At 56.0% G+C, this 24,016-nt stretch carries 17 protein-coding genes and 1 riboswitch; of the genes, 4 read left to right on the top strand and 13 right to left on the bottom strand.

The features are described 5' to 3' along the window. Nucleotides 1-381 precede the first annotated feature (381 nt). From ACQ4N8_RS26340 to bcp, 7 genes are all read right to left on the bottom strand, one after another. Entirely contained in the window at nt 382-1,782 is a 1,401-nt protein-coding gene (locus ACQ4N8_RS26340; protein WP_430707331.1) for an NCS2 family permease, read from the bottom strand. A gap of 349 nt (nt 1,783-2,131) precedes the next feature. Then, nucleotides 2,132-2,232, bottom strand: a riboswitch (purine riboswitch). Between the two features lie 266 nt (nt 2,233-2,498). Continuing rightward, entirely contained in the window at nt 2,499-4,037 is a 1,539-nt protein-coding gene (gene guaA / locus ACQ4N8_RS26345) for a glutamine-hydrolyzing GMP synthase (RefSeq protein ID WP_430707332.1), read from the bottom strand. Nucleotides 4,038-4,114: 77 nt separating this feature from the next. Beyond that, the gene (locus ACQ4N8_RS26350; RefSeq protein WP_430707333.1) at nt 4,115-6,511 is read right to left on the bottom strand and encodes a DUF4129 domain-containing transglutaminase family protein; all 2,397 of its coding nucleotides are present in this window, start codon (nt 6,509-6,511) and stop codon (nt 4,115-4,117) included. Continuing rightward, nucleotides 6,498-7,793, bottom strand: a complete 1,296-nt coding sequence (locus ACQ4N8_RS26355; RefSeq protein WP_430707334.1) for a DUF58 domain-containing protein — start codon at nt 7,791-7,793, stop codon at nt 6,498-6,500. Before ACQ4N8_RS26355 ends, ACQ4N8_RS26350 begins: the two co-directional genes overlap by 14 nt. After that, nucleotides 7,790-8,758 (bottom strand): AAA family ATPase, encoded by a 969-nt coding sequence (locus tag ACQ4N8_RS26360; RefSeq protein WP_430707335.1) that lies wholly within the window; start codon nt 8,756-8,758, stop codon nt 7,790-7,792. The genes ACQ4N8_RS26355 and ACQ4N8_RS26360 overlap by 4 nt, the downstream gene beginning before the upstream one ends. 173 nt (nt 8,759-8,931) lie before the next feature. Beyond that, on the bottom strand, nt 8,932-10,341 hold the full coding sequence (locus ACQ4N8_RS26365) for a polysaccharide deacetylase family protein (protein WP_430707336.1): 1,410 nt from the start codon (nt 10,339-10,341) through the stop codon (nt 8,932-8,934). A gap of 177 nt (nt 10,342-10,518) precedes the next feature. Then, nucleotides 10,519-11,004, bottom strand: a complete 486-nt coding sequence (gene bcp, locus ACQ4N8_RS26370) for a thioredoxin-dependent thiol peroxidase (RefSeq protein WP_430707337.1) — start codon at nt 11,002-11,004, stop codon at nt 10,519-10,521. A gap of 131 nt (nt 11,005-11,135) precedes the next feature. Here bcp and ACQ4N8_RS26375 point away from each other — a divergent pair, with 131 nt between their 5' ends. From ACQ4N8_RS26375 to ACQ4N8_RS26385, 3 genes are all read left to right on the top strand, one after another. After that, nucleotides 11,136-12,248, top strand: a complete 1,113-nt coding sequence (locus tag ACQ4N8_RS26375; protein ID WP_430707338.1) for an LCP family protein — start codon at nt 11,136-11,138, stop codon at nt 12,246-12,248. Nucleotides 12,249-12,320: 72 nt separating this feature from the next. Then, nucleotides 12,321-13,634 (top strand): glutamate-1-semialdehyde 2,1-aminomutase, encoded by a 1,314-nt coding sequence (locus ACQ4N8_RS26380; RefSeq protein WP_430707339.1) that lies wholly within the window; start codon nt 12,321-12,323, stop codon nt 13,632-13,634. 162 nt (nt 13,635-13,796) lie between these two features. Beyond that, a complete protein-coding gene (locus tag ACQ4N8_RS26385; protein ID WP_430707340.1) occupies nt 13,797-14,768 on the top strand; it encodes a bile acid:sodium symporter family protein in 972 nt (323 codons plus the stop codon). 451 nt (nt 14,769-15,219) lie between these two features. On the opposite strand, the gene ACQ4N8_RS26390 is transcribed toward ACQ4N8_RS26385, so the two are convergent. From ACQ4N8_RS26390 to ACQ4N8_RS26410, 5 genes are all read right to left on the bottom strand, one after another. Next, nucleotides 15,220-16,683, bottom strand: a complete 1,464-nt coding sequence (locus ACQ4N8_RS26390) for an ABC transporter substrate-binding protein (protein ID WP_430707341.1) — start codon at nt 16,681-16,683, stop codon at nt 15,220-15,222. A gap of 131 nt (nt 16,684-16,814) precedes the next feature. Further along, complete coding sequence (locus ACQ4N8_RS26395; protein ID WP_430707342.1) at nt 16,815-17,681, bottom strand: carbohydrate ABC transporter permease; 867 nt, start codon at nt 17,679-17,681, stop codon at nt 16,815-16,817. Between the two features lies 1 nt (nt 17,682). Then, entirely contained in the window at nt 17,683-18,621 is a 939-nt protein-coding gene (locus tag ACQ4N8_RS26400) for a carbohydrate ABC transporter permease (RefSeq protein ID WP_430707343.1), read from the bottom strand. 118 nt (nt 18,622-18,739) lie between these two features. Next, complete coding sequence (locus ACQ4N8_RS26405) at nt 18,740-20,068, bottom strand: response regulator transcription factor (RefSeq protein WP_430707344.1); 1,329 nt, start codon at nt 20,066-20,068, stop codon at nt 18,740-18,742. Between the two features lie 18 nt (nt 20,069-20,086). Then, nucleotides 20,087-21,892 (bottom strand): sensor histidine kinase, encoded by a 1,806-nt coding sequence (locus ACQ4N8_RS26410; RefSeq protein ID WP_430707345.1) that lies wholly within the window; start codon nt 21,890-21,892, stop codon nt 20,087-20,089. Between the two features lie 652 nt (nt 21,893-22,544). On the opposite strand from ACQ4N8_RS26410, the gene ACQ4N8_RS26415 reads away from it, so the two are divergent. Further along, nucleotides 22,545-23,066: a hypothetical protein gene (locus tag ACQ4N8_RS26415; protein ID WP_430707346.1), complete on the top strand. Its 522-nt coding sequence runs from the start codon at nt 22,545-22,547 to the stop codon at nt 23,064-23,066. 82 nt (nt 23,067-23,148) lie between these two features. On the opposite strand, the gene pgmB is transcribed toward ACQ4N8_RS26415, so the two are convergent. Continuing rightward, the gene (pgmB, locus tag ACQ4N8_RS26420) at nt 23,149-23,787 is read right to left on the bottom strand and encodes a beta-phosphoglucomutase (RefSeq protein ID WP_430707347.1); all 639 of its coding nucleotides are present in this window, start codon (nt 23,785-23,787) and stop codon (nt 23,149-23,151) included. Between the last annotated feature and the right edge of the window lie 229 nt (nt 23,788-24,016).

Below are 24,016 nucleotides of genomic sequence, written 5' to 3' on the forward strand. Positions count from 1 at the left end.
TTTGACTTGCTCATTTAGAAAAACTGACGAGAATTTCTTCTCATTTTTATACTCACTCGTTGTTCAGTTTTCAAAGATCAACTTCATTTTCGTTCGTTACCGTTGTTTCAGCGGCAACTTTTATAATATATCAGGATTAAAACATAAAAGCAAGAACTTTTTTTCGAGAGAATATCGAATCTGTTATTCAAGCTTGTAATGCATTTAATCCCTCGTCGTTTGAGCGACTTTTATAATATACCAGACCCGCCGAACAAAAACAAATTGAAATACTTGGAAATCGGTTTTTCAAACCTGCCGCCGCATTTATCTACTATATAAAAAAGAAGCCTGCACTCCTTAATAGAGGAATGCAGGCTTGCGGAAGGCCGAGTTCTTCGATTATCCTTGGCTGCCCAGGAAGGCATAGCGAAGAATGATCAGTACGAACAACACCCACATCAACCAGTGGATATCGTATTTTTTCTTGCCGAGCAAATTCGCTGCGCAAGCCAGTACTACATAAAACACGATCCCGAACGAAATGCCGTTGGCGATATTATAAGTGAATGGCATCATCGTAACCGTCAAGAATGCCGGAATCGCCACGACCATGTCTTGAAAGTCGATCTCGCGGATCGATTGAACCATAAGCACGCCGACGATAATCAGAGCGGCCGCTGTTGCGGAACCGGGGATCAAGGCCGCAACCGGAGCGAGGAACAAAGCGGCCAGGAAGCAAAGACCCGTAGTCAGTGCGGTCAGACCGGTACGTCCGCCTTCGGCGACGCCCGCCGCGCTCTCAACATAAGCCGTCGTTGTCGACGTACCCAACATAGCGCCGCCGGTTACGGCCGCTGCATCCACCAGCATGGCTTTGCCGACGCGTTTCTTGCCCTCCTCCGGATCATTCATGATGCCGGCGCGGGACGCCGTACCTACCAAAGTGCCAAATGTATCAAACAATTCCACGAAAGTAAATGTAGCGATTGCGGAAATAATACCTGTATGCAGGATGCCGTCCCAGTCAAATTTCATGAAGTTGATTTGCGTGAAGTCCGGAACCCAAGGCGTTTGCGGATTGGTGAAAGAACCAAAATCCACCGTTCCCATCAGCAAAGCGACAACCGTCGTGCCCAGAATACCCAGGAGGATCGCGCCGCGAACCCGCAGCACCATCAAAATGCCGATCAGCAACAGGCCGATTAAAGCGAGCTGCACATCTGTATTTTCCAAGCTGCCTAAATGGATGACAGTTTCAAAGGAAAGAACGTCCGTGAAGGTGTGTGCGGCAATGTCGTTTCCGGCTTCCACGCCGATCGTCATCAGGCCGCTGTTTTTCAGACCTATAATGGTGATGAACAAGCCGATCCCGACGGTAATGGCATGCTTGAGCGAATCCGGTACCGCGTCCAGCAGCATCTGGCGAATTTTGGTCAACGTAAGAAGAATGAAGATCAAACCGGAAATGAATACGGCAGTCAAGCCCATTTCCCAAGTAAAAGGATGATCCGTAGTAGCCGACGAAAGGATGACGGATGCAAAATACGCGTTCAGACCCATGCCCGGCGCAAGCGCTACGGGAAAGTTAATGAAAAGACCCATGGCGATCGTAAAAATCCCGGCCGAAAGCGCGGTCGCCAAGAAAACAGAATACCAGCCCATGTCGATCTGACCGAAGGCCGTCAGCGTGTTCGGGTTGACCGTAAGGATGTAAGCCATGGCCATAAACGTGGTCAAGCCGGCCATAATTTCCGTACGTACCGTTGTACCGTTCTGTTTCAGCTTAAAAAAACGATCCATGATAAAATTTCTCCCCCTTAATTAGTGCGTGTTCAAAAAGTCGGCTTTTCAGTACCGAGAAGGTTGGATGAAGCTAGGGACGTCAGTAGCGCAGCGTAGATGGATCTACGTGAGCAACGGAAGGCCCGGCTGAATTCAAGATTCGACATCGAATCCACTTCCTGACCTGCTTCGTGATCAAAAGATGACTTTTTGAACTACCCTTAAGTCGGAAAACGACAAAAAGCCCGAGGTAAGAATCCTCCCCGGGTACCGTTACATCCAGAAGAAACGTCATTTCAGCCTTACGGCCTGGCCAAGGCATGCCGGAGCGGATTCGGATAACCGATCCATCCCGGATCCCAGCTTATGAAGCGCTTCTTCTTTTCGTAGCCAGATCATTTACGGTGACCTCGTAGAGACTTCCGGGCCCATTCCCGGAATTATACGAAAAGGATTAAGTTGTCATTGTCGATATCCTGACAAGCCCTGTGATCAAGGCTTATTACATGACTTATTCTAGGCGGAGGCTCCGGGATTGTCAACAGAAAAAACGAATATTCGATAAAGAATAGCCCGTTATTGTTCGCCATTTGAAGGAATTGTGAAAATACGACCGTTTCCCCCACAAAAACTGACATTCCCGGTAGTCATCGCCACCCCTCAACAGGTTGTCCCGCGCAAAAAAAAAAGGCTGCTTCGTCTCATTCAAGACCAAGCAACCTTTGCACACTCGATTATTCCCACTCGATCGTCGCCGGCGGCTTCGACGTAATGTCGTACACGACCCGGTTGACGTTATCGACTTCGTTGACGATCCGCACGGAGATTTTCTCCAGCACGTCCCACGGAATGCGGGCCCAGTCGGCGGTCATGCCGTCGATGGACGTCACGGCGCGAATCCCTACCGTATAGGAGTAAGTACGGGCATCGCCCATAACCCCTACGCTGCGCATGTTCGGCAGCGCCGTGAAGTACTGCCAAATCTCGCGGTCCAGCCCGGCTTTGGCAATTTCGTCGCGAAGGATATAGTCGGAATCCCGAACGATCTTCAGCTTGTCCTCCGTCACTTCGCCCAAAACGCGAATCGCCAGCCCCGGTCCAGGGAACGGCTGTCTCCACACGATTTCCTTCGGCAGGCCCAACTCTTCGCCGACCTTGCGCACCTCGTCCTTGAACAGGGTTTTGAGCGGCTCGATCAGTTCGAACTTCATGTCTTCCGGCAAACCGCCCACGTTATGGTGGGACTTGATGGTTTGGGCCGTTGCGGTGCCGCTTTCGACAATGTCGGTATACAGCGTGCCTTGCGCCAGGAATTTAAAGTCGTCAAATTTAGTAGACTCTTCGTCGAACACGTAAATGAATTCGTTGCCGATGATTTTCCGTTTCTGCTCCGGATCGCCGATGCCGGCCAGCTTGGAAAGGAACCGCTCGCGCGCGTCGATTTTGACGACCTTCATATCGAATTTGCCGACGAACGTCTCCATGACGCTTTCGGCTTCGCCTTTGCGCAGCAAGCCGTGATCGATGAACATGCAGGTCAGCTGATCGCCGATCGCTTTATGGATCAGCATCGCCACGACCGAAGAATCCACCCCGCCGCTCAAAGCGCACAACACTTTGCTGTCGCCGACCTGGCCGCGAATGTCGCGCACCGCATCCTCGATGAACGTCTCCATGCTCCAGTTGCCTTCGCAGCCGCAGATTTCATAGAGGAAATTGCGGATCATTTCATTGCCGTGCACCGAATGTCTGACTTCCGGGTGAAATTGTACGCCGTACATGTTGCGGTCCGGGTTGGCAAAACCGGCGATCGGAGCATGCTCCGTCGACGCATCCACCACGAACCCTTCGGGAAGCTGAGTCACATGATCCCCATGGCTCATCCAAACCGTTTGTTTCGCTTCGAGCCCGCGGGTCAAAGCCGAATGTTCGGCAAAATCAACGTCCGCTTTGCCGTATTCGCGTTTCGCCGCGCGCTCCACCTTGCCGCCGAGCTGCTGAGCCATCAACTGCATGCCGTAGCAAATACCGAAAATCGGCACGCCGATATCATATACCGCCGGATCGATGTGCGGGGCATCCTCCGCGTAAACGCTGGAAGGTCCGCCCGAGAACACGATCCCTTTCGGCGACAACGCCCGGAGGCGCTCCACCGGCGTATTGAACGGCAGCAATTCGCTGTACACGCCCAAATCGCGGATCCTTCTTGCAATTAACTGATTGTATTGTCCTCCGAAATCAAGGACCACAATCATTTCATTTGGCTTATTCATGACCGAGCCTCCCTCAAATTATGACACCTATTATACGAAACGACAAAACAGGTCGTCAAGGAAGTCGGCTCGGAGTATCAGCGCCGGAGAAGCGCCAATTTTCGGCACTGTTTCAGAAAATTCATGCTATCCGTCCGCTCCGTCCGCAATCCCCCGTAATACACGGTTTCCCAAATGCGCACAAACTCTTCGGCGGATTCCGCCAAACCCGGCTTTTCGCGGAAAGCAGCCTGTACGTATTCTCTGGCCGTCATGTCCGGCGGTTTCGGACCGTAAACCAAGGCCAGCTCGCGCCACACCCGGTCCGCCGCAAATAATAGCTCCCTCCGTCCCGGAAAGCGGCGCCGCGTCATAAGCAAATACAACCCTAACTGAATCGAGTCTCCGCGCTGCTTGAGCTCCCGCAAGACGATGAACGCGAATCCGGCCGCCAACGCCCAGGCCGTCCAGACGACCGGGTTCATCCCGGCTCTCCGCTTCGCCCACCAATCGGCGGCCATGGCGCTAAGCTCGGGCTTCAATAATTCGGCGACCTCTTTCACTTTGGCCAACATCGGGAATGCCGATTCCGGAGCCGCCCCGGACTCGCCGCCGGGAAGGCTGCCGATTCCGGCGGCGATCGTCTCGCCATACCCCGGCGTAGGATCGAAGGGCACCCACCCGACTTCAGGAAAGTACACTTCCACCCAGGAATGCGCATCGGCGTAGGTGACGGTATAACGCTTCAAAGCCGCCTCAGGTTCCGTCTCGCTCCCGCCAACCGCCGTCTCAACGATGCCGATTCCGGAGCCGGCGGCAGCTTCGTCAAGGCCGCTCCCTCCAGCCGGTGCCGGATCTCCCGGGGCAAAGCCTTTGACCCACCGGGCCGGAATCCCGCCGCTGCGCAGCAGAATCACCATCGCCGTGGAGAAATGATCGCAGTACCCGATTTTGTCCACGAACAAAAAGCGGTCAACGAAGTCCGATCCTTCCGGCGGAACCTTCGAATCCAGGCTGTACGCATAGCGATGCTTCAAATAGGTTTCCACGGCTTTCGCCGCATCATATCGGCTGCTTTCTCCGGCAACCAGCTGCTTGCCCAACTCCCTTACCCGAGACGGCAACGAATCCGGCAGCTGCAGGAAACGCCCGGTAATATCCGCGGGATCCGACCCTTGAGCGTTTTGCAGGGCGAGAGCGGAAGACGCTTGTACCTCGGCGGTCAGCTCATAACCGTAAATTTGCTCCGCCGGCGCGGCGTAATCGATGACAAAAGCATCGGCCAGCGCATCATAACGGGGGTCCAGCTGAACCGGATGAGTCCGGTCCCCGGCGATGATCCGCTCTGTTTCCACGGGGAGACCGCCGGATAACAACGCCACCCTGCCCGTTAACGGCTCCTTGAACATCACCGTCTGGCGGATTAGCTCTTTGCCGTTCTCGCCTTTATCCGCGGCATCGCCGCTGGAGTCTTCTCCGGCCAAAGCGGGCACCTCCTCCGAACCTGCCGGCTCCGCCCCCGCAGGCTGCATCCAGCCGCGGCCGGTATAGACGCTTTTGCTCTCGCCGCGCCAATACGTATTATACGGAGACAAGGCCGTGAAATACGGATCATGGCGCAAACGCAGCGGCGCGCCCAGCTTCGTGTCGTCATGGCCGTAACCGGAGACGCTGAAGGCGGCTGCGCTTCCCGGCTCATTCGCAAGGTCCGCCCCGCTCCAGTCCGACAGGCTTCGGACCACCTGCTCCCAGGGAATCGCCCGCACCGGCTGCAGCGGCAGCAGCGAGCTCAGCAAAGCCGCCCCTGCGACGCAAGCCAGAACGATCCCGGAGCCGGCCACGGCTCCGATCCCCCGATTAGGGCCGGGCTCGGAACGGTAAAACGCCGTCGCCTGCAGCAATAGCCCCAGCGCCGCCGAACGGATCACCCCCAGATAAAGCTCCAATCCCGCCGCGGCCTCCAAAGCCAGCAAGTAGACGATCGTCGCCGACAGGAACAACAAGATGCTCTGTCGTCCGAGCGCCAGCATATGCACGGAGACGACCAGCAGCGTCCAACCGATCAACAGCAACAGCGCCCGCGTCTCCATGCTGATGCCGTACAATCTTCCCGATGCCAGGAATTCCTGCAAATCGGCGCCAAGCATCTGCGCATAAGCGGAGAACCAGGACAAACCTCCATCCTCTCCATACAGATACAGCATCGATCCGGCAATCAGCAGCGGCGGAAGCAAAGCGAACAGGCCGGAAGGCACGCGAAGGCACCCGAGCAGCAGCAGCGCGCCGGTCAGGACAAAGAACAGCGAGATGATTTCCGTTTGTCCCCCCTGTATCAGCGCGTTCAGCGGATAAAGCCATTCTCCGAACAAGCCGAACAGCAGCAGCGAAATCACGATGCGCCGTCCCGCGGAAAGAGCGGCTTGGCCGTTTCTCCGACCAAGAACGGCCGCGTTCGAAGACGATTCGCCCGTCGTTCCTAGATTAGGCACTGGCATGGCCGCTCCCCTCCTTCCGCCGGATCTCGCGCCGATAGGCCGAGAGATCAATGACGGCCACGCCCCTCTCCCGCAACCGGGCGGCCAACAGCTCGGGTTGGTCCGGGCCGGAAAGCCCGCTGGCGCACCAAACTTCCGCGGCCACGCCCAGCTCGGCCAAATGCAGCACGCTGCCGGTCAGTCCGGGAGTGAGTCTGCCGGTAATGACGGTAAGGCTCTGCCCCTGGGCCGACAACCGGGACCAATCCCGCCGAAGCAAGGCCTCCGCGGACAAACCCGTCCCGAACCGAAGTCCGGACAACTGCTCCAAGCCGTCGTACAGTCCCTCGTAGCCGGAGGTCCTGCAGGACCCCTCCATCGCGCCGTGGCTGAACATCAAATCGCCGGACTCACCCGCTTCGCGCTGCAGCCAGGTGGCCGCGGCGGAAACCGCCAGCTCGAAGCGCGACACGGCACCGACCTGTGGCCTTGGTTCAGCCCCTGCTTTCGACGCGGCCGGGACCTCACCGCCGTTTCCGAAGGAAACATAGTCCTCCTTCCGCGCGCTCAGCAGCAAATAACGCGGCATGATCCCTTGTTCTTCAGGAATGCGAGACAGCAACATCCCTTTCTTGGCCGAGTACTTCCAATGAATCCGCCGCAGCGGTTCGCCCGGCTCGTAAGGTCTCAAGCGGCCGGGAGCCGGAGACGAAGCGACGAGCTTGGGCAGGATCACTCCCCCGCCATCCTGCTCGCCCCGTTCCTCGGACTCCGGCGGAGGCGCGGCCAACGGTACAGGATGAACGACCAGCAGTTCCTCCGTTTCGACGAGCCGGCTGCGCTTGAACCAGCCGAACGGATCGCCCCAGGTCAACCGGACGGCTGTTCCTTTATAAACGCCCCGATCCAGGGCTTTGATCGTATAAGTTCCGTGATATTCCTTCCTGAAGCCCGCAAAAAACAAACCGCCCCCCTTGTCGCCCGGGCGGCCCGTACCTTGCCCGCCGCCTATGGCGGCAAGCTCATCCTCAACCCGCATCCAAAAGGACGGCAGTCCCCCGGCGCAGCGAACCGTCAACGTCACGGCGACTTCCTCCCCGGCTACCGGGTAACCCGGCTGCCAGGCGCGGACAACCTGAATCCGTCTGGGCCCGAACCCCTGCACGACCGCCCCCTGAATCATCACCAAAGCGATTAGCAGCAGCAAGAACAGGGCCGAAGCCCCGCCGCGCCAAAAATACCAAACGCCCAACACGCCCGCCGCCGCGATCGCCGCAGCCCAAGTCCAGCCTCCGCCCCTCATGGCGTTGCCCCCGAAATCCGGGCGTAAATCGGCACGTCGACCTTGGCCAGCACATCGGCCAGCGCTTGCTCCGCGCGAATGCCGGCGAGCTTGGCCTCGGTTCTCAGGACGAAGCGATGGGTCAACACCGCCGTCGCTACGGACTTCACGTCGTCGGGTGTCACGAAGGTACGCCCTTTGAAATAGGCCATCGCCTGAGAAGCGCCCATCCAGGCCAGCGTACCGCGCGGACTGATGCCAAGCGCGATTTGCGGATGCCGGCGGGAGGCGTCGGCGGCGCTCACCATATACCGCTTGATGACGTCGTCGACCAGCACGCCCCGGACCTGACGCTGCATGGCGGCCATTTCCTCCGGCAACAAGACCGGCTTCAGTTCCGCAGCCGCCTGCGGGTCCTGCAACCGCCCCAGCATATCGATCTCCTGCTCCGGCTTCGGATACCCGAGCGTCAACCGCATGAGGAACCGATCCAGTTGCGCCTCCGGCAAGCGGTACGTTCCTTCGTATTCCAGCGGGTTTTGCGTCGCCAGCAGTAAAAAAGGCTTCGGCAAAGCCCGGGTTACCCCGTCGATCGTCACTTTCCGTTCTTCCATCGCTTCCAATAAAGCCGATTGCGTCCGCGGCGCCGCACGGTTGATTTCATCGGCCAACACGATATTCGCGAATATCGGGCCGGGCCGGAATTCGAACTGGCCGTTCTGCGCATGGTATACCGTCACGCCGGTCACATCGGAAGGCAGCAGGTCGGACGTAAACTGAATTCGGCCAAACGAACCTCCCATGCAGGCGGCCAGCGTACGGACCAGCATCGTTTTCCCGACCCCCGGCACGTCTTCGAGCAAAATATGGCCGCCGTACAGCATCGCGACTACCGCGAGCTCGATCTCGGCTTTTTTTCCAACAATAACGCGATCTACCCGGTTCACCAGCCGCTCCAGCAGCTCTTGGGCTTGATCCTGATTCATCGCAATTCCCCCTCCAATTCTAGGCCATGGCAGTAATCTATCAACCAGTTTCCCCAGAAACTAGCGGAAATAGACATGGAAGAGAGAGAATCGAGAGATGCGGACAGCGTACAGGAAAATGAGCCCCTGATCGCCGAAGGAATTCGGTCGGTTACAGCTCGGTTACTGTTTGTTCACAGCGCCTTGACCCGGCGTTCCTCCGGAGTGGACGACACCTTCAGGATCGGATGCCCCACCGCCTCCAATAGCGGCCTCAGCGGAACCCATAGCGCATCGTTTTTGCGCTCGAATGCGGCCGCGTATTCGGCGTATGTACCGTCGGCCCGCTCGGCCGTCAGCACGCCGCGCCGGGTGTCGGCCACGACGGAGCTGTCTCCCCAGACGATAAAGGCGCTTTGCGTCGGCTCGCTCCAATAAACTCCGGCTCCCAAACGCTCCATCGCCGTTCGGACAGGCACCAGATATTGTCCTTCGACCACCGCGTATTCCCCGGCGTCCAGGCGGGTTTGCACGCTCCCCGCCTCCACGGTCAGCGGCAGATCCGGGGCGAACAGGGCGGCGTTCGGCGCGACGTTCGCCAGCACCCAGGCTTCGGACGGCGCGGAACGATGCTTCTTATCCATGGACGGGTCCAGCGTGAACTGTACCGGTTTTTGGTCCGGCGACAAGGTGCGGAACGCATAACCTTGCTTTTTGTAAAACTTGATGATTTGCGGCAGCGCCTTCACCGTTTCGGCATGGCCGCCCCCGTCATGCATCAGCACGACGACCCGTTCCTGCAGCTTGGAAGTCACGACGTTGCTGACGATTTCTGACGCCGGAACCCCTTTGCGCTTGGAATCCCCGCTGTCCACGTTCCAATCGAACACCTTGTACCCGCCTTGCTCCAGCAGCGAGAAATAAGTCTTGTCGAAATGCCCGTACGTTCCGCCGGGCGCCCGCACCAGCTGCGTGCGGCTGCCGGTGATTTCCCGCAGCACCTCTTCGGTCGCCTTGATCTGCTTCCAGAAATGGCCGAAGCTGTCGTACAGCGCATCGTAATCGTGGTTATACGTATGGTTGCCGAGCGCATGGCCGCCGTCGACGATCCGCCGGATCACTTCCGGGGAGCGCTTGGCTTGCTGTCCCAGCACGAAGAAGGTGGCCGTTACCCCTTCGTCCTGCAATATCTCAAGCACCTGGTCCGTCAGCGGACCGGGGCCGTCGTCAAAGGTCAGATACACGGTTTTGCCGCCGGACTCTTCCTCCGTGATCTCCGTTTGCTTCTGCGGCTTGGCCGCCGCCAAGGCGGCATGCGACGCGTCACGGGCGGACGAAGCCTCCGCCTTTGCTGCGGAAGACGCAGCCGTTACCGTCGCCGCAACGCCCGCTGCCGAGACCTGCGATAAACCGTTCATCAACGCGAATGCGCGCGCCGGGTCTTCCCCGGCCCGCTGCGACGAATTTTCCTTTTGGGCATGGGCCTTCACCTCGGGCCATCCCGACGGCTGCAAACCGAGCGGGGAGCTGATCGCTGCGACCAACACCACTGTAAGCATTACGATACGAATGAGCATGAGTCCGGAAATCCATGGTTTTTTCATCTACCTTCTACCTCCGCTGCTATGATCAAATTCTTGTTATATGAATCATCTGGCTTTCTGGTAGATTGTATGTCGCTAGAGAAAGAAATAGACTTCCCGGACCCGTGCCGAAAATAAAAAATCGCCTCCTGCCGCCCGGGCAACCAGAGACGATTTCCTTATGAAAATATGCGCCGGTTAACGGCTCGTTTCCTGAAGGGCGGCCAATACCTGTTCGGCATGCCCCTTCACGCGCACTCCCCGCCACTCGCGGATCAGCTTGCCTTCCTCGTCGATGAGGAACGTGGAACGGACGATGCCTTCGTATTCGCGGCCGTACAGTTTTTTTAGCTGCCACACGCCGAACAGCCGGCAAACCGCATGGGACTCGTCCGACAAAAGCGGAAAATTCAGCCTTTGCTTCTGGATGAACTTCTCGTGCGACTTCACCGTATCCCCGCTGATTCCGAACACCGCCGCGCCGTATTCGCCGAACAGCTTGCCCAGATCGCGAAAATCACAGGCCTCCTGGGTGCAGGCCGGGGTCATGTTCTTCGGATAAAAATAGATAACGACCTTGCGGCCGCGAAATTGCGATAGCGAGATCTCTCCCCCGCCGCTGGCGGGAAGCCGAAAATCCGGCACGGGCTTGCCGATTTGCACTTGCTGCAGTTGCTCCTTCATGTTTGGTTCCTCCTAAGGCGGCTCCTAATCCCGAAATTGATTGTATTTATAAAAGAAATTATAATGTAATGATATGTAGTATATCTATATAATAATCGAATTTATCGTTTTATTTGAAAGGAACGAACCCAATGACGAAACGCACGAAACGAGCGATCCTCTGGTCGGTGATCGGAGTGTTGGTCGCTGTGGCCGCCGTGGCGGCTTACTACTTTATCGCGATCTATAATCAGGTTGACAATTTTAAAAAAGAAGGAGAGCAATCCCCTTTCTATAACGTGCAGCCGACCGAAACGAAGGTGCCCGAGCCGCCCAAATGGGAAGGAACGGAACGGGTCAACATTCTGCTGATGGGCGTAGACGCTCGAGGCTTGAAGAAAGGCGAAATCCCCCGCTCGGATACGATGCTGGTCGCCTCCCTGGACCCGGTGAGCAAAAAGGGCTATCTCTTCTCCATTTTGCGCGACACCTACACGGAAATTCCGGAGTACGGCTCGGACCGGATCAACACGGCGATCACCCACGGCCCGAATACGGCGATGCAGGCGGTCTCCGACCTGCTGGGCATCCCGATCCAATATTACTTGTACACGGATTTCCAAGGGTTCATCGAGCTGGTGGATGCCGTCGGCGGGGTGGATTTTTACGTCGAAAAAGACATGCACTATACCAGTAAAGCGGATAACCACGAATTCGACATCGACTTGAAAAAAGGGCAGCAGCACCTCGACGGCAAAACCGCGCTGCAATATGTCCGGTTCCGGCATGACGCCTTGTCCGACTACACGCGGACCGAGCGGCAGCGCAACTTCCTGAAAGCCGTGGCGGATAAAATGAAGACGACGACGTCGATCATGAAGCTGCCGGCGATCCTGGAGAAAATCAATCCTTACATCGATACGAATCTCTCGGTGCAGGACATGTGGAAGCTCGCGACCGTCGGCTACGACAGCCAAATGGTCGCCAGCGAGCAGATTCCGCCGATGGAGCTGCTCCAGGAGGAGAACGTCGGCGGATCGTCCGTGCTGGGCGTCCGCAGCGACGAAGAACTGAAACAATACGTGCAGAACGTATTCAATAAGAGCGAGGAAACCGGAACCAAGGATAGCGAAGGAGCCGGAAATGGCGGCAATGGCGGGGACAACAGCGACAGCAATAGCGGCGCCGACGGCAGAACGGGAACCAGCGCCGACGGCGGTTCGGGAAATAACGGTGTTAACCAGGAAGCCTCCTCCAGCCCATGAGCCTGGGGGAGCTTTTTCGGCGCTTAGCACGGTTGTTATTCCGAACCTATTATCGAAAGGGAGTTTTGAAACATGAACCGATCGCAATCGGCACATCTGTACGAGGAAGCGCTTAAGCATATCGTAGGCGGCGTCAACAGCCCCTCCCGCTCATTTAAAGCGGTTGGCGGCGGGGCGCCCGTTTTTATGAAAAAAGCGGAAGGCGCGTATTTCTGGGACGTGGACGGAAACCGGTACGTCGATTATTTGGCCGCTTACGGGCCGATCATTACCGGACATGCCCATCCGCATGTAACCAAGGCCATCCATGAGGCGGCAGCGAACGGCACGCTCTACGGCACGCCGACCGAGCTGGAAATCCGCTTGGCCGTCATGCTGAAGGAAGCGATTCCGTCGATGGACAAGGTCCGCTTCGTCAACTCCGGCACGGAAGCGGTCATGACGACGATCCGCGTCGCCCGCGCCTATACGAAGCGGGGCAAGATCATCAAATTCGCCGGGTGCTACCACGGCCATTCCGATCTCGTGCTCGTGGCCGCCGGCTCCGGCCCGTCCACGCTGGGCATCCCCGACAGCGCCGGCATTCCGGCCAGCATCGCGCACGAGGTGATCACGGTGCCGTTTAACGACGCGGCGGCGCTGAAAGACGCGCTCGACAAATGGGGCGACGACGTTGCCGCCGTCATGGTCGAGCCGATCGTCGGGAACTTCGGCATGGTGATGCCGAAGCCCGGATTCCTCGAGGATCTCTGCCGGCTGGCGCGGCAGTACGGCGCCCTCGTCATTTACGACGAGGTCATCACGGCCTTCCGCTTCCACTACGGCTCGGCGCAAACTTACGCCGGCCTGCAGAACCACGAAGCGATCCGGCCGGACCTGACCGCCCTCGGCAAAATCATCGGCGGCGGCCTGCCGATCGGCGCGTACGGCGGCAGCAAGGAGATCATGGAGCAGGTGGCGCCGCTTGGTCCGGCCTATCAGGCCGGGACGATGGCAGGCAACCCCGCCTCCATCTCCGCCGGCATCGCCTGCCTTGAGGTGCTGCAGGGCGCCGGCGTCTACGACGAGATGGACCGCCTCGCCGCGAAGCTGACCGGCGGCCTAGCCGACTCGGCCCGCCGGCACGGGGTGCCGCTGACGATCAACCGCATCCGCGGTTCGTTCTCGACGCACTTCTGCGACCATCCGGTCACGAACTACGACGAGGCGCAGGACACCGACGGCGAAGCGTTCGCCGCCTTCTTCCGCGCGATGCTGAACCACGGCGTCAACCTCGCCCCGTCGAAATACGAAGCCTGGTTCCTGACGACCGCGCACGCGGAGAGCGACATCGACTTCACGCTGGAAGCCGCCGAGGCTTCGTTCAAGGAGATCGCCGGGAAGTAAACGGGAATCACCTCCGAGACCGCGCTGGATGCGCCGTTTCGGAGGTTTTCTTTTTCGCGTCCTCCTCCCTCCATCCTGCAAGTCTCCGGGCACTGTCCCATTTACGATTCCCTGCAGAAGTTCTATACTACAAGAAGCTCATAACAAAGGAAGTCACCCGCCATGCTGCACGCGTTGAACCGTCAACTAAACAAAATGATGCCTTTGATCACGCCTTCCAGCATCTTGATAGGCGTGCTTTGCGGGAGCTATCTGTCCGCTTATACCTACTTGTCGCCGTGGCTGTTCGCCTTTATGACCTTTGCCGGAAGCATCAGCCTCAGCTTCAAGGATTTCCTGAACGTGCTCAAAAAGCCGCTTCCTCTGATTCTCTGCCTGTTCATCCTCCATTTGGCCATGCCTTTGATCGCCATGGGCCTGGGGCATCTAGCCTTCCCCGGGGATTTCTATACGATTACCGGATTCATTCTTGCCGCGGCCATTCCGACCGGGGTCAGCAGCTTTGTATGGGTCGGCATCTACAAAGGCAATATCGCCTTGACCCTCTCGATTATCCTGATCGATACGCTGCTGGCTCCGTTCGTCGTGCCCGGCATTTTGTCGTGGCTGGTCGGCACGAGCGTGCAGCTCGACACCGCCGCGATGATGGGCAGCCTGTTGTGGATGATCGTCGCGCCTTCGCTGATCGGCATGGTGCTGAACCAGTGGAGCAAAGGCGCGGTCATCGCGTCCTGGGGCCCGTGGCTGAACCCGTTCTCCAAGCTGGCCATGGCGGTCGTCGTCGCGATCAACGGCGCGGTCGTCGCCCCTTACCTGACCGATTTCAGCCCCCGCCTGCTTGGGCTGGCGGCGATCATCGTCACCCTGGCTTCGGTCGGTTATCTGCTCGGCTTTGGCCTTTCACGCCTCATCGGCCTGGGCGATGCCGACAAAGTTGCGCTCGTCTTCAACGGTGGCATGCGCAACATCAGCGCGGGAGCGGTCCTTGCCGTCACCTATTTCCCCGCTCCCGTTGCCGTCCCGGTCGTGCTTGGCATGGTATTCCAGCAGATGATGGCCTCCCTGGTCGGCTTCGTGCTGGGCCGCCAATCGCGCGCCAAGCGGCAACCGACGGATACGGCGTCGGCGGCGTAGCGGGTAACGCCGGGCGGCAGCACAAGCAACTTGCAGCCGATTCGCTACAATCCCACCCTGCCTTCCACACTCCTAACGGACCTGAGCGACGCTAATCGTCCATTTCCCGGCTATTTCCCGGTGTAGCGGACTCAGGAGACGTTATTCAACTCCAAACAAGACCAATTGACTCGATTTGTAGTTAATAACGTCATCTCGGTCCGTTACAATTGGAAGGCCTCCGTTTTAAGGCATTTAACGGCTCTGGAGTCCGTTAAACTCCGTCTGGTTGGTTTGCTCAAAATCTTGACCGGCAAAGTAAGGCTCCGCTCTTCCCCGGTTGTTCCTCCTCTCCTCGCTCGTCAGCGCAGGATAACCGACATCAATGCAAAAAAGCCGTCCCAGTCTATACAAGACTTCGGGGACGGCCTTTTTGACGATCTGTAGTTGCCTTATTTCAAGGTAAGCCCGCTTATTGTTGCGGAGCTTTATCGAAGAAGTTCTCTTGCACGTATTTGGCCGCTACGTCCAGCTGCTGTTTGGAGTCGGTACCCTTCTTCGAGAACGATTCCTGTACGACGTTGGACATCGTGGCGTAGTAGTCCTGCGTGCCGAACTGCGCTTCCGGCTTGCCTTCCAGCAGGCTGAACAGCTGCGGATCGTATTTGTACACGTTGTCGTATTTGTCGTAGATCGCTTTCACCTTTGCGGCGTAATCCGAATCCTCGCTGAAATATTCCAGCGGCGTCGGAATATAGTATTTGCCTTCGTCCTTGCGGGCTTTGATCGTATCCTCCACCGATTTCAGCGCATCGTCGGTGAAGTAGTCGAACGTAATGTAGCGGAACGCCATTTCCTGCTCGTCTTTCGTTGCGTTCGGGTTGATGACGAGATAGTTCCCGCCCAAAATCCCGTAATGCTTGCCGCCTTTTTCCGCCGCAGGCATCGGATAAGCGATGACGTCCTCCGGCTTCATGCCGCCTTCGTTCAGCGCCGCCTGAATCACGTCAAACGCCCCGGCGATGACCATGGCCGTCCGGCCTTGCTTGAAGGAGCTGATCGCGTCGCCCCAGCCCAGCGCCCAGTCCTGCGGGATCGCATTTGCTTCCCAGCGCAGTTTTTTGTAGAAATCCAGCGCTTTGACTCCGGCTTCGGAATTGAATACCGCCGTCAACTTTCCGCCTTCGCTCGTTTGGATGTCGCCTCCGGCTTCAAACAGGAAATTCGTCCAGTTCCAGCCCGCTTCGTTCCCTTTCCCCATCGGAGCGATGCCGGAGATGCCTTTTTTCGGATCGGCAACGCCTTTCGCCGTATTGTACATATCGTCCCAGGTCCAATCGAACGCCGGAACCGGCACGCCTTTTTCATCCAGCAGTTTCTTATTGATGACCGTCGAGGTGACGTAACCGTTTTGCGTTACCCCGTATACCTTGCCGTCAACCATAAACTGGTTCTGCAGCACGGGATTGATCTCGTCCTTGTACTCCCAGTTGTTCCAAAGCTCGGTGATGTCGGCCACCCAGCCGCGTTCCACGAGCAATTGGGCTTCGGTCGCCCACGTATTATAGAACGTCGGCGCTTCGTTGGACGCCATCTTCGCTCCGATTTCGTTGACGTCGTAATCCCAATCGTCTTTGACGATCGTTACGTTCGGGTATTTCGCCGTGAAGCGGGCGATTTTATCGTCCTCCTGCTTGCGCAGCGTCGTTTCGTCCGGGAGCGGATAGTGGATCTTCAGCGTGACCTTGCGCTCTGTTATGTCGTCCGCTTCCCCTGCGGTACCGGCCTCGTTGCCGCCATTGCCTCCGTTTCCGCTCGTGCTGACGGCTCCGTCGTTGCCGGTGCCTTCCGCATTGTTTTTGGCTCCGCCGCCGCATGCCGAGAGCAAGGAACCGAACAGCACAAGGCACATCATAATGGTTGAAAACTTACGCATTGAAACTCCCCTTTTCGTAAAATAGTTTGTTGAGGTTGTTCAAAATGACATCTTCATCTTAAAAGAGAACGATTTAGCAATCGATGTGTAATCATATTCCTTTCATGTGCATGCCTACGATGTTGAAAACGCTATCCTTTCACTGCGGACAAGCTGACGCTGCGCATGATGAATTTCTGGAAGACCAGGAAGACGAAGATCGGCGGAATCATCGCCATGAACAAAATCGTGAACTTTACGTTGGTGTCCAGGCTGCGCGCGGCGACGACGTATTTGTAAATGGCCGTAGCCAGCGTATACTTGTCTTCGGTTTGCATGACGAGCGACGGCCAAAACCAGTCATTCCAGGCGCTCGAGAAAATAAAGATGGCCAACGTCGCGAAAATCGGCACCGACAGTGGCACGGCGATCCGAATGAAGCTGGTCCACTCCGACGCCCCGTCAATACGGGCCGCTTCGAAGATCTCCGGGTGGATGCCGTCGAAGAAATTTTTGATCAGCAGGAAATAATAAGCGCTGGCGCCCGCCGGAAGCCAGAAGGCCCAGTAGGAGTTGAGCAGCCCGAGCTCCTTCAGGTTAACGAAGTTCGGAATCATGTAGCTGGATGCCGGAATGAACAACGTCATCAGAATAAAGAAATAGACCGCCCGGCCGAAGGGGACGCGGATCCGCGAGATGCTGAATGCGGCAAGGCCAAGCACCAAAATGGTCATGATCAGATTCCCGGCAAAGATCAGCATCGTATTTTTCAGGTAAGTGGGCAAATCGATAAACGTCCAGCCTTTGGCGAAATTCTCCCAATGCCACTCCTGCGGGAAGAAATGCGGCGGAAACGAGTTCACCTCCGGATTGCTCTTCAGCCCGTTGAACAGCGTCATGGCGATCGGGTACAGCATGGTTACCGCCATTACGGCGACGCAGAATACCATGAATCCGTAAACGATTCGATTCCAAGGCTTTCGCAGATCGGACGGCGACAAAATCCCTCTTTCTTTCATGCTAGTACTCCTCCCTGTTCAGCTTGAATTGCAGAACGCCAAGTACGGCCAATACCAGGAACATCAAGACGCCCAGCGCCGTACCCGAGCCGTAATCCAATTGGGTGAACGCGTATTTCACCGTCAGCAGGGCATAGGTCAGCGTCGCTTTGTTCGGACCGCCGTCCAGCATCGCCAGTTGCGACTGATAAGCCTGCGAGGTCCCGATCAGCTGCAGGATCAGCATCAAGACGATCAGGTTCCGCATCGATGGCAGCGTAATGTATTTGATCCGGCTCCATACCCCGGCTCCGTCGATCTCGGCGGCTTCGTACCAGTCCCGAGGAATGCTGAGCACCCCGGCCAAATAGATCAGCATGGCCGAGCCGAACTGCTGCCACGTTTCCATGAACACCAGCGAAACCATCGACCAGCTCGGGTCCGAAACGAACGAAACCGGGTCGACGCCAAATAATCCGAGCAGCGCATTGATCGGACCGACCGGATCGTACATCCATCTCCACAGGCCGTACAAGACGACCCCGGGCACCACATAAGGCAGGTAGGCCGCAATCCGTGCGAAGCCTTGGAAAAATTTCAGCTCCGATATGGCGATGGAAGCCGCGATCGGCACCCAGAACCCGATCACCAGGCACAGGAGCATATAATAAAGCGTATTTCGGATCGAGAGAAGCACGTCGGGATTGTTCAGCACCGTGATATAGTTGTCCAACCCGACGAACGTGTTCCCGTTTACGAAATCGATATGGTAAAAACTATAGACCATCCCTTTGATGATCGGCACCCATAAAAAGACGATAAATATGGCGATCGCCGGTACGAGAAACAAATAACCCGTCATGTATTTTTTCCAGCTCGAACCCCGCCGCGGACTTATTCGGGTTGGTTTTACCGTGTTTTGCTGCTGCATGCTCTTCGGCGAATAGGCCGTTTCCCCCATCTGTCTCCCTCTTTTCTTCGTAGTGTCTACTGTTAGAACGAGTTAACCACCTCTATGTAATTGTAGAAAAGAGGGAGATCCGCGAACATGTCTAAAACTATGTGAAGTATGCTCGATCTTACTTCTTCAGTTCGCTGGGACTGACGCCGAAATATTTTTTGAAAATTTTGCTGAAATGCTCCGGCGATTCGTAGCCGACCCGCTCCGCGATCTCATAACGGCGCAAATCCGTATTCAAAATTAGCGATTTGCTTTCTTCCATCCGCAGCTTGATGACATACTCCCAAAGGTTGTACCCGGTGTTTTTCTTGAACAGATAACTCAAATAGTTCGGGCTGACATGGTTCTTCTTGGCGACCTCGTGAATGGTCAGCCCTTTCTGGCTGTAGTTCTCCTCGATGTATTCCTTGGCGCTATCGACGATCCGGTTGTTCTGCGTATGCAGTTCCTCTTGGGACGGATCCTGGGCATAGTTGTGCCAATTGTAGTCGCCGTAGTAAAACACGTGGTAATCCCCTTGTTCCCCGCTCCACAGGATCGCTTTGTCCGCCTGGCGGCTTAAGGCGTCAAGATATTGAACGCCCTTTAAAATTTGACTGATCCCGACGGTGCACAAGAGGCCGAGATATTTATGGACATGGTGATGCAGGCTGCGCCCGATCATTTCAAGCTGGTTGATTTTGTTGACGCTGGGCTCGGCGTAGTCCGTTTCGTTCCATTGCACGATAACGGCGATTTCCAAATCGCGCGTATAAAAAGACAAGGCGTTCCATTCCTGGTGCAGCAGCTCCTCGACGATGTTTAGCGCGGCGTATTGAAACAGCCGGACGTCCCGATCGTTGAATTCGGTTCGATTTTTCTCCCCGGGCAGGGCCAATTTCATTTTGATCACGGAAAAATAAGGCCCGGACAGCCCAAGCTTCGCCGTATCTCCGGCTTCGTCCTCCATCTCCGCGAGTTCTGAGGAATCCGCCAGCAAACCCTTCAGCCGCTCGATGCGTTCAGGCCGAGGCTCCTCCATGCGGAAATACGCCTTGTCCCGGGACAACCACTCCTCCATTTGCGGGACCGGCTTATCCATTTTCAGCAGCGCGTTGCGCACGGAATCCAGAAACTGCTCGCTGTTCAGTGGCTTGATCAAATAATCCTTGGCGCCGAGTCGGATGGCCATCTGCGCATACTGGAACGTCTCATGGGCCGAAATGATGATCGTCTGCACCCATGGCTTGAGGATTTTCGCCTGATGCATCAGCTCGATCCCGTTCATTTCGCCCATTTGGATATCCGTCACGATCAGGTCGATATCTTCCATTCTCACGTAGTCCAGCGCTTCATGACCGTTATGGGCCGTGATGATTTGGCCGATTCCCAGGCCCGACGACGTCAATAACCCGGCTAACCCTTTGCAAATGAGCGGTTCATCGTCTACGACCAGGATGTTGTACATGCAAATTCCCCCTCTTTGTTATTCGCCCGGATTTTCCGTTTTGGGCAGCGTGATCGTCACGACGGTTCCGCCATTCGGACGGGCCGCGTACTTCAAGCCGTATTCGAGCCCGAAATGCAGCCGGATGCGCTGGTGAATATTCCGGATGCCATAGCCGACGGACGGGCTTGGACTCTCGTCGTTCAGCAATTTGTCGATCGCCGCGAAATCGACCGCTTTGTAGCCGTTGTCCTCGATGGCGATCTCCACCCGGCCTTCTTGTTCCTTGGCACGGATGGCGATTTCGCCGTCTTCCCCCATATTTTTAACGCCATGAATAATCGCGTTCTCAATCAATGGCTGGAGCGTGATTTTCGGAATCGCGCAAGCGTGCAGCGAGGCGGGAACGTCCCGGGTCACCCGGAAACCGTACTCGTACCGGTGCTCCTGCAGCTTGATATAAGCGGAAGCGTGCTCCAGCTCCTCTTCGAGCGTAATCAGCTCCCGGCCCCGGCTCAAGCTGATTTTCATCAGCTTGGAGAGCTCCTTGATCATTTCCGCGGAGGACGTATTGCCCTCCATCGTGCTTTTCCAATAGATGCTCTCGAGCGTGTTGTACAATAAATGCGGATTGATCTGCTGATACAGGATTTGCAGTTGGGCTTCTTTTTGCTTGATATCCATCTGATATTTGTAATGCACCAGACCGTTCAGCCTGCGCGCCATCTCGTAAATGGTCGAGACAAGCACGCTGACCTCGTCGTTCCGGCGCCATTTCGGCGTTTCCGGCACGACCTTGCCCGGTTCATACCTTCTGACGAAATAGACCAATCGCTGCAGCGGCGTCATCAACGCCCGCCAGAAATACAGGATCATGATCAGTCCTACCGCAAAATAAGCCACGGATATGAGCAAAATAATCCGCTTGATTTCATTTTGCTGCTGCAAAAGCGCCTTGAGCGGAACCTTATAAATCAGCTTTTGCTGAAGCACCGCATTATAATTAATGACATAAATGAACTCATTGGTAATGACATCCTTGGCCCCGATGACGGAGCTTCCCACATCCGCTTCCGCCGGCAGGTCCAGCACCTGGCCTACTTCCGGGACGGTTGCCGTCAAAATCCGGTTGCCCCAATCCGTGAAGTACAACTCGCCTTCCGGAATCGAAACCGTTTGCAAGGATTCGCCGATTCGCGCGTCGACGTTCGATACGACCAGCACGCCGATCGTCCCGCCTTTGTCGATATTGTTGATCGCCCGCACATAAGCAAGGGTATGCTGGTTTTTTTGCCCTTTCGTCGGCGGCGACAAATGCTCGATCAACCGCAAATAGCCGTTCCCTTTCCTGGCGACGGCCTCGTCGAACCATTCCGGCTTCTCGTGTTCGAGGAAAAAATAAACCCCTGCTTTCATCGACTCCGGGTAATACGGCGCGAAGGAATAGGAATTCGACGGGTCGTACACGAACAGCGAATAATACAGCGGTTCCTGCTGATCGGTTTCCTCGGAGTAGCTGTTCAGCAAATTTTCCAGACGCTCGTAGTTTTTGACGCGTTCGAGCATAGTACCTTCTTCGGCCGGGTTCAACTGCTGAACCAGCGGATGTTGAAACACGGTCGAGGCTACCTTGTTGATCGATTCAATGTCCCTGCTGATCAGTTTGAAGTTTTGTTTATTCAGCTCGATGTAGGCGCCCGAAACATTCCGTTTCAATATCTGATCCGTCCGGTAATTGCCGTACGAGTTCAAAATGAACAGAGGGACGACCAGCACCAGAAAGACCAGGATCATCTGCTGCTTCAAACTGATCTGCGTCAACGGGTTTTTGAAGCCTGCGTTCACTGCGTTGCACCTCCGGTCACTTTAAGTACGAGTTCAATAAATCGGGGTTTCAGCACCGAGAAGGTTGGATGAAGCTAGGGACTGAGTAGCGCAGCGTAGGCAAACCTACGTGAGCAACGGAAGACCCGGCTGAATTCAAGATTCGACGTCGAAATCACTTCCTGGCCTGCTTCGTGATCAAAAGACGACTTTTTGAACAACCTCTTTAACTATAGCAATTATGAAAACCGGCAAGTATGCGCGTTCCTACGGAGATCGTGGCGGTTCCTCCGATTCGCGCGGGATACGTTGCCAACCTTACTCCTAGTGTAGGAGATTTTCGGGTTCTTGCCAGCTATAATTTTTGCTGGACGGCATCCGACAAGCAGCAGTCTGTGGTTTCAATTAAATATAACGCGTATTATAATGGACCTAAAAATAGGGACAAGCTTCCAATATGCATTCGTTCGGAGAAGAGATGGACTTCTATCACATGTCTACTTTCTTTCCCGACAAACAAAACTTTGAATTTGTAAGAGAGCAATTACCGGAGTCAACTTTGACGTAAGCTCGGACGAATTGTTAAGCATCGTGGAAGGATATAAGCCGGTGATGAGTCCGGTATGGTATGATTTAGTCATAGCATTTATTCCTAGGAGATGGGGGTATATTTGTGAGATATTTCGTTAAGCAAAGCGATATCGTCATCGGCCGTCTCGTCATTACAGAAACAAAGCTCGAATATATTCCCATTAAATCCGCTTTACGCCATTTGTCGGTGCTCAAGGTTTATCCTCCCGGTTTATTCCCCTATACGTTCGCAAACGGGAAAGCGGCTCTGGATTCCGCCGCCAAACCTTCGGAGGAGGCCATCCTGCGCTGGATGGAGGATCGGATCTTCCCTATGGACAGACAAGATAAAGATGAACTTCTTAAAGCGATAGGGTTGGATTCTTATGATGTCATTACGCTCTTTCAGGAGCTTAAAGGCAAAACCTCCCGGGATGCCCTGTGGATTACGGAAGATCCGAACGAGCCTTACTCCAAAGGAGAAACGGCCTCGGCCCTTTATGAAGCGGATGATATCGATGAATTTACGGCTACTGACGAACTCAAGAACCTGAGCTTGTTGGGCGAGCTGCTTAAACACCCGATCCACGAATCTAAGGCGATGTATGGCAAAAAGGAGAAGTGACAGCGGTCCGCCCTGCATGAGAATATTGCACGAATCGAAAAAGGGTCCCCGATAGTTGTCGGGGGCCCTTTCCTATACATTGCTACTTCCGGACCAGCTCGTGCAAGCCGGCGACGACTAAATCAGCGGCGGCCAGGATGTCCGGGCTGCCGATGCCGACCACCCGGCAGCCGGCGGCCTTGCCCGCCTGCACGCCCGCCTCCGCGTCCTCGAACACGACGCATTCGGACGGCGGCAGCGCAAGCGCCGCGCTGGCGGCGAGGAACACCTCGGGGTCCGGCTTGGCCTTGGACACCTTGGTGCCGTCGATCACCGCGTCGAACAGCTCGGCAATGCCGAGCCGGGACAAGATGAACCCGGCGTTTTTGCTCGCCGACCCCAGGGCGATTATCACGCCGCGCTCGCGCAGCTGCAGCAAGTACTCCTTCGCCCCCGGCAAAATTTCCGACGGCTCCAGCTTGGAAATAAAGTCAACGTATTCGCGATTTTTGTCCGCGGCCATCTTCTCGCATTCTTCCTCCGAAGCCTCTACGCCGCCTACCTCGAGCAGGATGCGCAGCGACTCCATCCGGCTGACGCCCTTCAATCGCTCATTGTGGGCTTCGGTAAACTCGAAGCCGAGCCGGCGCGCCAATGACCGCCAAGCGAGATAGTGGTATTTGGCCGTATCGACGATCACCCCGTCGAGGTCGAAGATCGCGCCTTTCATCGTTTCCAGCATGCTGTGATTCTCCTTTGATCATTTTGGTGTGCAGCTCTACGGAATCATTTGACAAGGTTTGCGCTCATCCTAGCAACGGACCCCGGAGCCGTTATTTCGGCGAAATCAAGAGTTTGGGGAATGGAACGGACCGTATAGACACTTGCGTTGCATTAAATCTACAAGGTACCGGCCAGGCGTTAAAATTGTATTCGATTTTTCGAATACAATTCGTCACGAACGACAAAAA

Source organism: Paenibacillus macerans (genome assembly GCF_050565405.1).
GTDB classification, from domain to species: Bacteria; Bacillota; Bacilli; order Paenibacillales; family Paenibacillaceae; genus Fontibacillus; species Fontibacillus macerans_B.

Bases quoted from the DNA above. Each gene is read 5' to 3' on its own strand.
- guaA (WP_430707332.1), bottom strand. From the start codon at position 4,037: ATGAATAAGCCAAATGAAATGATTGTGGTCCTTGATTTCGGAGGACAA.
- ACQ4N8_RS26365 (WP_430707336.1), bottom strand. From the start codon at position 10,341: ATGAAAAAACCATGGATTTCCGGACTCATGCTCATTCGTATCGTAATG.
- ACQ4N8_RS26405 (WP_430707344.1), bottom strand. From the start codon at position 20,068: ATGTACAACATCCTGGTCGTAGACGATGAACCGCTCATTTGCAAAGGG.
- ACQ4N8_RS26375 (WP_430707338.1), top strand. From the start codon at position 11,136: ATGACGAAACGCACGAAACGAGCGATCCTCTGGTCGGTGATCGGAGTG.
- ACQ4N8_RS26340 (WP_430707331.1), bottom strand. From the start codon at position 1,782: ATGGATCGTTTTTTTAAGCTGAAACAGAACGGTACAACGGTACGTACG.
- ACQ4N8_RS26350 (WP_430707333.1), bottom strand. From the start codon at position 6,511: ATGCCAGTGCCTAATCTAGGAACGACGGGCGAATCGTCTTCGAACGCG.
- bcp (WP_430707337.1), bottom strand. From the start codon at position 11,004: ATGAAGGAGCAACTGCAGCAAGTGCAAATCGGCAAGCCCGTGCCGGAT.
- ACQ4N8_RS26360 (WP_430707335.1), bottom strand. From the start codon at position 8,758: ATGAATCAGGATCAAGCCCAAGAGCTGCTGGAGCGGCTGGTGAACCGG.
- ACQ4N8_RS26395 (WP_430707342.1), bottom strand. From the start codon at position 17,681: ATGAAAGAAAGAGGGATTTTGTCGCCGTCCGATCTGCGAAAGCCTTGG.
- ACQ4N8_RS26390 (WP_430707341.1), bottom strand. From the start codon at position 16,683: ATGCGTAAGTTTTCAACCATTATGATGTGCCTTGTGCTGTTCGGTTCC.
- ACQ4N8_RS26380 (WP_430707339.1), top strand. From the start codon at position 12,321: ATGAACCGATCGCAATCGGCACATCTGTACGAGGAAGCGCTTAAGCAT.
- ACQ4N8_RS26355 (WP_430707334.1), bottom strand. From the start codon at position 7,793: ATGAGGGGCGGAGGCTGGACTTGGGCTGCGGCGATCGCGGCGGCGGGC.
- ACQ4N8_RS26385 (WP_430707340.1), top strand. From the start codon at position 13,797: ATGCTGCACGCGTTGAACCGTCAACTAAACAAAATGATGCCTTTGATC.
- ACQ4N8_RS26400 (WP_430707343.1), bottom strand. From the start codon at position 18,621: ATGGGGGAAACGGCCTATTCGCCGAAGAGCATGCAGCAGCAAAACACG.
- pgmB (WP_430707347.1), bottom strand. From the start codon at position 23,787: ATGCTGGAAACGATGAAAGGCGCGATCTTCGACCTCGACGGGGTGATC.